Source organism: Tabrizicola sp. (assembly GCF_034366665.1).
GTDB lineage: Bacteria > Pseudomonadota > Alphaproteobacteria > Rhodobacterales > Rhodobacteraceae > Tabrizicola.
This window is the reverse complement of sequence record NZ_JAXMMF010000099.1, coordinates 62,875-74,465: the sequence shown is the minus strand read 5'-3', so window position 1 is coordinate 74,465 and position 11,591 is coordinate 62,875. Positions and strand designations below refer to the sequence as shown.

8 protein-coding genes are annotated in these 11,591 nt (G+C 65.6%); 5 read left to right on the top strand and 3 right to left on the bottom strand.

The window, feature by feature from the left end; all coding sequences use genetic code 11:
• Positions 1-899 (bottom strand): ABC transporter permease (locus tag U1E69_RS13680; RefSeq protein ID WP_322244930.1); only part of this gene is annotated, 899 nt, incomplete at its 3' end.
• Between the two features lie 69 nt (positions 900-968).
• The gene (locus U1E69_RS13675) at positions 969-2,603 is read right to left on the bottom strand and encodes an ABC transporter substrate-binding protein (protein ID WP_322244929.1); all 1,635 of its coding nucleotides are present in this window, start codon (positions 2,601-2,603) and stop codon (positions 969-971) included.
• Positions 2,604-2,960: 357 nt separating this feature from the next.
• Here U1E69_RS13675 and U1E69_RS13670 point away from each other — a divergent pair, with 357 nt between their 5' ends.
• Positions 2,961-4,094 (top strand): sialidase family protein, encoded by a 1,134-nt coding sequence (locus tag U1E69_RS13670; protein WP_322244928.1) that lies wholly within the window; start codon positions 2,961-2,963, stop codon positions 4,092-4,094.
• A gap of 16 nt (positions 4,095-4,110) precedes the next feature.
• Here the strand turns inward: U1E69_RS13670 and U1E69_RS13665 are convergent, their stop codons facing one another.
• A complete protein-coding gene (locus tag U1E69_RS13665; RefSeq protein ID WP_322244927.1) occupies positions 4,111-4,800 on the bottom strand; it encodes an OmpA family protein in 690 nt (229 codons plus the stop codon).
• A 152-nt stretch (positions 4,801-4,952) separates the two neighbouring features.
• Between U1E69_RS13665 and U1E69_RS13660 the strand changes: the two genes are divergently transcribed.
• The 4 genes from U1E69_RS13660 to U1E69_RS13645 all read left to right on the top strand — a co-directional run bounded on the left by U1E69_RS13660 (position 4,953) and on the right by U1E69_RS13645 (position 11,490).
• Positions 4,953-5,708 carry a PP2C family protein-serine/threonine phosphatase gene (locus U1E69_RS13660; protein ID WP_322244926.1) on the top strand — a complete coding sequence of 252 codons (756 nt, stop codon included), beginning with the start codon at positions 4,953-4,955 and terminating at the stop codon, positions 5,706-5,708.
• Complete coding sequence (locus U1E69_RS13655; RefSeq protein ID WP_322244925.1) at positions 5,709-6,596, top strand: M15 family metallopeptidase; 888 nt, start codon at positions 5,709-5,711, stop codon at positions 6,594-6,596.
• Positions 6,593-9,070, top strand: coding sequence for an ImcF-related family protein (locus U1E69_RS13650; RefSeq protein ID WP_322244924.1), 2,478 nt, complete (start codon positions 6,593-6,595; stop codon positions 9,068-9,070). Before U1E69_RS13655 ends, U1E69_RS13650 begins: the two co-directional genes overlap by 4 nt.
• Positions 9,071-9,168: 98 nt before the next feature.
• On the top strand, positions 9,169-11,490 hold the full coding sequence (locus U1E69_RS13645) for a type VI secretion system Vgr family protein (RefSeq protein WP_322244923.1): 2,322 nt from the start codon (positions 9,169-9,171) through the stop codon (positions 11,488-11,490).
• Positions 11,491-11,591: the final 101 nt, after the last annotated feature.

Sequence of the window (11,591 nt, the reverse complement as noted above, 5' to 3'; positions counted from 1 at the left end):
ACCAGCAGGTTTGACGCCATGACCAGAAAGGACCCGATCAGCGTGACGGCCAGGATCACCGGATAGTCGGAATTGATCAGCGCCTGCACGGTCAGTCGGCCCAGACCCGGCAAGCCGAAGACCAGTTCGACGAAGATCGCGCCGTTGACGATGGTGATCATGATCAGCCCCAACTGCGTGACGACAGGCGTCAGCACGGGCCGCAGGATGTGGCGCAGGGCCACAACATGCTCGGGGACACCCTTGGCGCGGGCGGTGCGGACGTAATCCTCGGTCATGACGTCGATCACCGCGGCGCGGGTCTGGCGGATGATCAGCGCGATGGGCTGGAAGGACAGCACGATCAGCGGCAGGATGATCTTGACCGAGAAAAGCCCGCCCCAGCCATAGGGAACTGCCCCGCTGGGCAGGATCGCCAGCAGCATGACCATCAGAAGCGGCCCGGCCACATAGGCCGGAATGGCCCAGAGCGTCACCGCCGTCCCCAGGATCGTGTAGTCCAGGCGGCTGTTCTGGTTCATGCCCGCGATCATGCCCAGGGGAACCGCAACCAGCGCCGTCACGATCATCGCCATCAGACCCAGCATCAAGGACACCGGGGCTGCCGCCGAGATCATCGCCCAGACCGACCGCCCCGAGAAAAGCGAGTTGCCGAAGTTGCCGTGCAGCAGGTTCCAGAGATAATTGCCGAACTGCACCAGGAAGGGCTGGTTCAGCCCGGCCTGCTCACGGATCGCCTCGATCTTGACGGGGTCATAGGCCACGTCGCCGGGCGCGCGCAGGAAGATCAGCTTGATCGGGTCCCCCGCCCCGTAGAATGCCAGCGCATAGACGCCCAGCATCACCAGAACGACCGAAGGGATCCACAGCAGCAGCCGTCGAAGGATGTAGGCGATCATGGCGACAGGGTCCGTTCAAGGTGACAACGGGCGAGGAAAGGCCCCCGCCCGTCGCTATGGCATGGCAGGTCAGGCGATGGAAATCGCCCAGGGTGCCACGATCTGCCAGTCGAGGTTCTTTTCCATCCCCGCCACGTTCGCGGCGGCCCAGCGGGACATGGTCTGGCGGTACCACGGGATGAACATGAAGTCGTCGCGGAAGATCCGCTGTGCTTCCTGCGCAAGCGCGATGCGGGCCGGATCGTCCGAGGGCTTTGCCAGCGCCTCGGTGATCAGCGCATCGACCTTGTCGTTCTTGTAGGACATCTTGCCCGTCGCGTTCCCCGAGGTCGAGGCGATGGACCCCGCCAGATAGCTTGCCGCATCGGGCACGCGGGTGCCGACGTCGTCGCGGAAGATCTGGATCGCGTTCTGGTCCGGGCCGGCATACTGGTCCTGCTGCGGCTTCATGTCGACGGCCGTGATGCCAAGGTTCTGGCGCCACTGCTCGGCAATGTACTGCGCCGCGGCCTCGTTCGCCGGGCTGGAGATGCCGACGAACATCAGCTTGGGCAGCCGTTCCGGCCCGCCATAGCTTGACTCGGCCAGCAGCGCCTTGGCGCGTTCGGGGTCGAAGGGATAGGGGACGAAGGTGGGGTCATCGGCACCGGGGACGGCGTTCATCACGCTGTCGGTCTTCTGGTGCGGGCCATCGGGGAACGAGGCCTTGATCAGTCCGTCGCGGTCCACCGCCAGGATCAGCGCCTCACGCACTTTCGGGTCGTCCATCGGTGCGCGGGCGGCGTTGAACCAGAAGTGCTGCGAGGTCGGGATCTCGGCCCCCGCGGCAAACTCTGGCCCCAGGTCCTGCACGATGGTCGAGGTCACCAGTTCCGTATGCGCCTGATACTCGCCCGAAGCCAGCATCTGCGTCGCGGTCACGTTGTCTTCGACGGCGGTCAGTTCGATCCGCGCCAGTTTGGGGGCCGGGCCGAAGAAGTTCGGGTTCGGGACCCAGACCAGCTCACCCGTGTCCAGGTTGGCCGATTCCAGCATGAAGGGACCCGAGGTCGCGCCATTGGCGGCCAGGAAGAAATCGGGGACCTCGTTGCCATCTGCGCCGCGCGCGACGGCGACCTTGACGATGGGCGCAATATGGTTGGCAAGCCGCTGGAAGAAGATCGGATCGGGCGCGGCCAAAGTGACCGTCAGCGTCGCGTCATCATTGACGACGATGCCCGAGATGTCGGTGGCCGAGCCGTCCTTCACCGCGCCATAGCCCGCGACACCCGCCAGCACCTGGTCGATGCGCTGGTTCTGCGTGCCCGGCATCGCCGACAGCTCCCACGAGCCCTTGACGTCCGCAGCAGTGATCGCACTGCCGTCGGCGAACCTCGCCTCGGGGTTCAGCTTCAGCGTCCAGGTGACGTAATCGGCCGAGGGGGTCCATTCGGTCAGAACGTAGGGCTGGATCTCGCCCTTGTCGTTGAAATACATCGCGCTGGCGTTCCAGACGGAATTCCAGCGGTAGGGCACACCGCCCCCGCGCAGCGGTGACCAGTCCTGCGAGAAGGCGGGGTTGATGGCCTTCAGCACCTGTCCGTCCTGCGCCATGACAATGCGCGCGCCCGGGCCGAACGCGGCCACCGCGACGAACGAGCCGAGACCAAGCTTCAATGCGCCACGACGCGTCAGGCCGTTGCGCTCTTTCGAGTTGGTTTTCATGTTACCTCCCAAGCGTAAAGCGGACGGCCCGCGCCACGATGGCACTCCTCCGGTTCGGCAGTCTGCGGCTGGAAATGGAACAGGTCGCAAGTTTCCTGTCAACTTGTTAGTTTTGAGGAGACAGGCGGACGTCCGTCAGATGCGCCATGATCAAAATTTAATAATGATAATCAGAATGATGACTATAATTCCCTGCTGAAGATTGGTGATCTGGGAACTTGAAACTTGTAATATCAAAGACTTTCTTCCACAACGGTGTCGCCCGGCAGTCGGGCAGTCGGACCAACGGGCGGAGCCGCAAGCATGACCACGGCCATGAGACCTGGCGAACTTTCCACAGCGGAAATAGAGGCTTGCATGGACGGCCTTCTGCGGCCGCACCTGACCGAGGCGGACCGGACCGAAGCGATGCTTGCCTCGCCCTGCGTGCAGAATCATGCCGCCAACCTGTGCTGGCTGCCGGATGGAACACTGGCCTGCGTGTGGTTCGGCGGGACGATGGAAGGCATGGGCGACATCTCGGTCTGGATGTCGCGGCTGCGCCCCGGTGCGGACCGCTGGACCCAGGCCGAAAGGCTGAGCAGCCGCGCCGACCGGTCCGAACAGAACCCGGTTCTCTTCGTGGCACCCGATGGGGACGTGTGGCTGTTTCACACCTCGCAGCCGGGGGGGCGGCAGGACGAATGCGAGATCCACGTCCGTCGCTCGCAGGATGGGGGGGCCAGCTTCGGCGAAACCCGGCGGCTGGGCGATTTCACCGGCGTCTTCGTGCGTCAGCCGCCACGGATCGGACCGAACGGCGAATGGCTGTTGCCCGGCTTTCGCTGCGTGACCCCGCCCGAAGGCCGCTGGACCGGATCGCTGGACACCGCGGTGATGCTGGTCTCGCGCGATGGAGGCGCGACCTGGTCGGCCACCGAGGTACCAGACAGTCTGGGCGCGGTGCACATGAACCCGGTTGCCGCCCGGGACGGCATCATGCCCGCCTTCTTCCGCGACCGTTTCTCGAACCGGGTCCGGCGCAGCCTGTCGCGGGATGGCGGGCTTGCCTGGTCGAAACCGACGGACACCGATCTGCCGAACAACAATTCGTCGGTTCAGGCGGTCCGCCTTGCCGACGGGCGTATCGCGCTGGTCGGCAATCCGGTGAACGCCGACATGTCGGACCAGCGCCGTGCCTCGCTTTATGACGAGATTGACGATGAGGGTGGGGCTGGCGTGACCCCCGGCCCCAACGGCACCGGCGGTGCGATCTGGGGCGTGCCCCGCGCGCCGCTTGTGCTTGCCATTTCCCGGGACAATGGCGCGACATTCCAGGACATCCGTCGGATCGAGGACGGCAGCGGGTACTGCCTGACCAACAATTCCAAGGACGGGCTGAACAAGGAATACTCCTATCCATCCCTCATTTCAGGGCCGGACGGCACCCTGCATATCGCCTATACCTATCATCGCCGGGCGATCAAGTATGTCAGGCTGAAAGCGGCCTGAAGGGCGCGGTTCGCCGTCAGCTTAGCGCCTGAAACTCCACCCGGCGGTTCTGGTCCGAATCCGGGCCGTAGTCTTCCAGAAGGAAGCGTTCGCCCAGCCCCACGGCCTCAAGCCGATTGGCCGCGATGCCGCAGTCGTTGACGAAGAAGCGCTGCACTTCCTCGGCCCGCAGGCGCGACAGACGTTCGTTGTAATCGTCGGACCCCGAGGCATCGGTGTGGCCGATGATGCGGAAAAGCTGGATGTCCGCCGTCCGCATCACGTTGCACAGGGTCTGCAGCTTCGGCTTCTGCGCATCGTCCAGCGCAGCGCTGTCGAAGGCAAATTCGATGCGGACGTTGACGCCCATCCCGTCGGGCATCTTCACCAGGGTCGCGGTCTCGTTGCTGGAGACAACGGTTTCGGTCGGCGGCTTGACCGCCCCGGTCGAGGCATCGGTCGCAACCTCGGTTCCGGCGGTCTCGGGGGCGGTCTCGGTGTCGGGGGCGGGGTCTTCTGTGGCGACTTCGGTGGCGATCTCGACATCATCCGCGGTGATCAGGGTCAGCCCGCGGGTCAGCGCGGTATTGCCTTCGACCGCGGCCTTGTAGGCATCCCGCTGCGCAAGGAACATCTGCAGCAGCTCCTCCTCCGTCAGATCCTGGGCCTGGCCAACGGTGGGCATCAGCGCGGCACAGATCGCAAGGCTGGTCAGCAAAATACGCATCGTCGAACCACCTTCCAAAAAACGGATTTATAGGTGGGGCCAGTCTAGGCTATGATGCCTTTGCATTCAATTCACACCTTTGGGCGGGATTTCCCGATGCTGCAGAATTCGACCCAAGGACGGACCGACCCGGCCGTGCGGGCGGACCGGCAATGAACACTCCGATTACCGTCGTTCCGGGCCAGGACCAGCGGATGCCGGTGGCGGTGGGGGCGGGGTTGACCAACCGCGGGATGGTGCGCGAACGCAACGAGGATTCCATCCTGACCGATCCGACCGGCGCGCTTTGGGCGGTCGCGGACGGGATGGGCGGCTATGGCAACGGCGATGTCGCATCCGAGATCGTGATCGATTGTCTGGCGCAGATCCCGGACGGGGTCGATCCGGGACCCGCGCTGGTGGCCCGGCTGCAAGAGGCGAACGGGCTGGTCCTTCAACGCCAGCGCAGCCCCGGCATGGGGCGTATGGGGGCTACGGTGGTTGCGGTGCTGATCAGCGGGGCGGTGGCACATGTGGCCTGGGTGGGCGACAGCCGGGCCTACCTTTTGCGCGGCGGCCGTCTGCGCCCGCTGACCCGCGACCATTCCGTCGTGCAAGAGATGATCGACCGCGGCGAGCTGTCTCCTGCCGAGGCCGAGCGCCACCCGGAATCGCATGTCATCACCCGGGCCGTGGGAGGCGGGGCCGAACTGGACGTCGACCTGATCAGCGTCCCCCTTGCGATCGGGGACCGGCTTTTGCTGTGCAGCGACGGGCTGACCCGCTGTGTCTACGAGCAGACGGTCGAGGCGCTGTTGCGCGACGCCGCCAGCCCCGAGGACGCCTGCCAGAAGCTGGTGCGCGAGGCGCTGGACAGCGGCGCGCCCGACAACGTCTCGACCATTGCCGTGCATATCCGCGAGGGCTGAATGCAGTCGAACTCCCTTATTGCGCCCATCATCGTCGCCATCGGCGTCATCATCGCCGCGGTGGCCTTCGCCATGGTCACGACGCTGCTGGAATCGGCCGACAGCGGGGCGGACCTGCGCCTGACCCGGCTGGAAGAAGCCTTCGATGCCGAAGCGGCCCAGCGGGCGCGGCTTGAGGCCGAGATCGGGACGCTGAAATCGGACCTGGCGCGGCTGCGCGACGACATGAGCCTCTTGGCCAATCGCGCGCCCGTGGCCCCCTCGACCGTCGCAGAGCCGACTGTGGATGCGGAAGGACTGACCCTGGGCGAGGACGCCCAGCACCAGCCCGAGACCGAGGCCTTGACCGAACAGATGCGGGCGGCGCGGAACCGGTTCAACAAGGGCATCACCCAGCCCCGGAACAAGACGATGCTGGCGCTTCTGGGCCGCCCGCGCGAGGATCTGGGCACCGACTGCCGGGGGATCACCAACCCCAAGCTGAAGGGCCTGGTCGAGACCCGGCAGATCGGTCCGATCAAGACCACGATGCTCAAGCCCGCACTGGACAGCCTGGAGCGGATCGTCGCCAAGCTGCAGCAGGATGAACCCGACATCGCCGCCAAGCTGGGCACCGCGGGGGCTCTGTGTGTCCGCCTGATCCGGGGGTCGAACAGCGCGGTCTCGAACCATTCCTTCGGCACGGCGATCGATATCACCCTGCAGGGCGAGCTTGACCCCTTTGCCGACGGCACGATGCAGATCGGCCTGGTGATCCTTGCCGAACATTTCAACGAGGAAGGCTGGTATTGGGGTGGCGGCTACAACCGCGAGGACGGCATGCATTTCGAGGTCGGCGAAGAGACGCTGAAGAAATGGGTCGATGAAGGCCTGATCCCGTCGCAATGACTTCCGACCCGAACAGCCCGCGCACGGTTCTGCCGCCAAGGCGCGGGGCGCGGCGGTCCGACCCCGAGGCCTATGAAGCGGCGGCCGGACCCGTCCTTCGGATGGTGGACCAGCTGTCGACCATTCGCGGCGTCCAGGCCCAGGTCCTGGTCCAGCGCGCGGCCGAGGCGCTGGACCGCTTCGACGCCGACCTGGAGCGGGCTGGCGTGCAACCCTCGACCATCCGGCCGGCCCGCTATGTGCTGGGGCTGATGCTTGACCAGGCAGCGCGGAAGAACCGCAGCGTGGATGTGGCGCTTTGGGGCGCGGGGGCGCATCGGCTTATCTTCGACGGCCGCGACATCTCGGCCGCGTCGGTGCGCGACTTTATCCGCAAGGCGGACGAGGCGGGGCCGGATTTCGCAGGCGTGAAGGTCTTTCTGGAGCGGCGGCTGGCGGTGCTGGAAGGCAGCAGAACCGCCTTTGACCGCAACCTGGGCGCGGGCTGGACCGGGATCACCCTGGTTCTGGTCCTGGCCTTCGTCCTGATGGTCGCTGGCTGGGCGGGGTTCGTGGAATGGCGCTTCCACCGCGACCTGACACGGCTTTTTGACGCCGAAGCGCTGGATATCGGGCTGGACCGGGATGCGGTGATGCCCGACCTGCCGCAACGGTTGACCCGGTTGGGCGCGGCGGCGGACGGCGTGGCACGGGCGGCCGAGAAGGCGCCGATCCGGCTTTTCGCGGGGCTTTTGGGCTTTGACTCGGCGGCTCATGCTGACGCGGTCTATGCTGCCGCTGTGCAGAAGCATCTGCCCGGCGCACTGTCGCGTGCAGTCGATGCGGCCCTGGCGGCCGAGGGCGAGAGCCTGCCGCTCTACGACACGCTGCGCGCCTGGTCGGTCCTCTCAGGTCAGGCGGACTGGTCGCCCGCCTATCTGGCGGGGTGGCTGGCCGACCGGTCCGGGTCCATGCCGGACCTGCAACCGCTGGTGTCCCACATTGCCCGGCTGGTGCCACCCTCCCAACCCCTGCCGCAACCGGATGCAGAGCTTCTGGCCCAGGCGCGCACCTTTGCCAGCGAGGCACCCGAACCGGCGCGGGCCTATCTTGAGCTGAAGCGTTCCCCTGGCGCGGCGGACCTTGCGCCCTGGGTCTCCGAGGCCGCCGTGCCCGGCCTGTCCGTTGTGCTGCAGCGCCGGTCCGGCGTGGCGATGGGAACGCCGCTTTCGGGCCTGTTCACCCAGGGCGGCTGGGACTATGCCCGGCAGGTGGGCGCGGGCCTTGCCGTGCAGACCGCACGAACCGAGGCGACGCGGCTGTTCGACACGGCCCTGCCCGGCCAGAACGATGCGCCCGACCAGGTGCTGGACATCCTGCAACGCGAGACCTTGGCGCGCTGGAAGGGGTTCCTGGCCGATGTGCAGGTGCGCCCCTTCAGCGATCCCGAGCAAGCGGTCCTGGTCTCGGGACGGCTTGCCGCACCAGAGTCGCCGCTGGCCAGACTTTTGCCCGAAGTCTGGGCGCAGGTCGGCGGGCTGGACCGGACGCGCCCCCATGCGATGCAGCTGCGCATCGCGTCCGACTTCGCGGCGCTGATCCAGTATTCCGAAGATGGCCGGATGGACGAGATCGCGGACCTGTTTGCCAGCCTGAACGTCGCTCTGGGCGCGATGGACCGGGACGAGCCGCGCGGGTTGCAGCGGCTGATGTCGGCCAAGTCGCGCGGGGCGACGCTGGCCGCCCTGCGCACCGCCCCGCCGATGGTGGTCCAGATCGTCGAGGACGTGCTGGCCCAGTCCAGTGCCGCGCAGGCCGATCCCTTGTCGAACCCGCTGACGAAAGCCTGGCAGGCCGAAGTTCTTTCGTTGTGCAAGGAGGTGACCGAGGCCCGCTATCCCTTTGCCGAAGGGGGTGAGGCGTCGCTGTCCGATGTCGTCTCGCTTCTGGGGCCGGAGGGGGCTGTCGACCGGTTTTACCGCACGCGGGCCGAGCCCTACATCGACACCTCAAGTTCGCCCTGGCGCTGGAAGCCGGATGCGCGTTTTGCGGGCCTGGACCCGAAAAGCGCGGAATTCCTGCAGCGGACGCAAGCCATTGCGGCGGGCTTTACCGGGCAGTCCACGGATCTGACGCTGGCCGCGCTGGCCGAACGCGGCAAGACCTTTGTCGCCATCGGCGGGCAAGGTGGCCCGGTCGAGACCACGGTGGAAGCCCTGACCCTGACCTGGCCCGGGCCGTCACCTGCCCTGGGCGCCGAGATGCGCTTCACCACCGCAGAGGGCAGCGCCACGCTGGCGCAGGCGGGGGAATGGGGTCTGTTCCGCATCCTAGACGGCATCCGGCTGCGCGAACGCGATGGCGGCAGGCGGTTCCTGGTTGACCTCAGGTCCGGCGGGGCGCGGCTTTTCATGGAAGTGCAGTTCCAGGCCGAGGCCAATCCGCTGTCGCGCTGGGCGCTTCTGAAAGGTCTGGTCTGCCCGACTGCGCTCTGATCGCTTTTCAGCCCCACGGGCGTTGAATTTCGGCTAGAGTGGCCAGGCATTTGCCACGTTACCCGATTTGACGAAGCGTTCGGACAGGAGAGATCAGCATGGCTGACGGTCGCAACATCTTGGTCGGCACGGCGCTGGGCGACACTCTGATGTTTTCGCGGATGGAGGGTTTCGACGAGATCAGCCAATGCTTTCGCTATGACCTGGGGTTGGTCAGCAAGGACATCAACGTCAAGGCCGAAGACCTATTGGGCACGCCGGTCACGATCACCCTGCGCACCGACGGCGCAAAACGCTTTTTCCACGGCATCGTCGCCGAATTCGCCTTTCTTGAGCTGCGGGAGGATCACGCGCATTACCGTGTCGTGCTGCGGCCCTGGCTGTGGTTCCTGACAAACCGCAGCGACAACCGGATCTTCCAGAAGAAAAGCGTGGTCGAGATCATCGAAGCGGTGTTCAAGCCCTATGCCCATGTGAAGGTCGAGAAGCGGTTGAAGAAGTCCTATCCGCCGCGCGACTATTGCGTGCAGTACCGCGAGACCGACCTGAACTTCGTGCAGCGGCTGATGGAGCATGAGGGGATCTTCTACCACTTCGACCATGCCGACGGCGAACACACTTTGGTCCTTTCCGACGCCAATGCCAGTGTGAAGGACGCTGAAGACTTCGGCACGGTGAAGTACCGGGGCGATCCGGGGACGGTGGTCGAGGAGACGGACGTGATCACCACGCTTCGGCCCCGCGCCTCGGTCCGGTCGGGGACCTATGTCCATACCGACTATGACTTCAAGAAACCCGCGACCGATCTGATGACCAAAGCCGACGCGCCAAAACCGCACGAAGCGGCGAAGGGCGAACTTTACCATTACCCCGGCGACTACATCGAGGTTGGCGCAGGCGAGCCTTTGTCGGCGATCCGGCTGGAGGAAGCGCAGGCACCGCATGTGCGCGTCGAGGCGGCGGGGACAGTGCGCGGGCTTTGGTCCGGGGTCAGCTTCCAGCTGGAAGAGTTCGACCGCGAGGCTGACAACGTCAAGTATCTGGTGCTGCGGTCGGACTACGAGATGTGGGACGCGCTTTATCGGTCGGGTTCGGGGTCGGGATCGGGATTGGACGGGCAGGGCGAGGGCTTCGCGGTGCGGCTGATGCTGCAGCCCCTGAGCCTGGCCTTCCGGCCGGAACGCCGCACGCCGAAGCCGCAGATGTCGGGGCCGCAGACGGCGGTCGTGGTCGGCCCGTCGGGCGAGGAGATCTTCACCGACGAATATGCGCGGGTGAAGGTGCAGTTCCATTGGGACCGGCTGGGGGGGAGTGATGAAAACTCCAGCTGTTTCGTCCGGGTCAGCTCGGTCTGGGCCGGGTCGGGCTGGGGCTTCATCCAGATCCCCCGGATCGGACAGGAAGTGATCGTCGATTTCCTGGAAGGCGATCCCGATGCCCCGATCATCACCGGGCGGGTCTACAACGCCGCACAGATGCCGCCTTACGGGTTGCCTGCAAATGCGACGCAGTCCGGCTGGAAGTCGAACTCCTCGCCGGGCGGGGGCGGCTGGAACGAGATGCGGTTCGAGGACAAGAAGGGAGCCGAAGAGGTCTACTTCCAGGCCGAAAAGGACCACAACGAGCTGATCAAGAACAACGAGACCCGCACCATCGGCAACGACTTCGCCGAGGACGTGGGCCATGACGCCACGCAGGACATCGGCCACGACCGGACCGAGACGGTGGGCAACGACAAGTCCGTCACGGTGGGCCATGACCAGACCACCAGCATCGGCAACAACGACACCGAGACGGTTGGCGTCGACCGGGTGCTGACGGTTGGCTCGAACGAGACGATCAGCATCGGGTCGAACTCGACCGAGACCATCGGGCTGAACCATAGCCAGACGGTGGCTGTGGCGCAGACGGTCACGGTGGGTGCCGCGCGGGTGGACAGTGTGGGCGCGTCCGAGACCCGGACCGTCGGGGCGGCACAGAGCAACACCATCGGCGCGTCGCGGGATGTGACGGTGGGGGCGTCGGAAAGCCATTCCATCGGGTCCGACGACAGCTGGACCATCGGGTCGAACCGGACGGTCTCGGTGGGCGCGGATGAGGCGATGACGGTGGGGGGGAACCAGAGCGAGACCGTCTCGGGCGATGTGACGCTGTCGATCGGCAAGGGGCGGGCTACAACCATCGCCAACGCCGAGATGATGAATGTCGGCAAGGACATGGGGATCAAGGTCGGCAAGAAATACGTCCTGGACGTGACCGACGAGATCACCCTGAAATGCGGCGATGCACAGATCACGATGAAGAAGGACGGGACCATCACGCTCAAGGGCAAGGATATCAGCCTGACCGGATCGGGCAAGATCAATGCCAAGGCAGATGGCAACGTCACCATCAAGGGCGCGAAGATCAACCAGAACTAGGCGGGTTCGGGCGGTTTTTGAATGGAGCGCGTGCCGCGCAAGGTTCTTGTCTCGCGGTTTTGCGTGAAGGACGCAAAACCGCTCGGGCGGCCTCCGGCGGG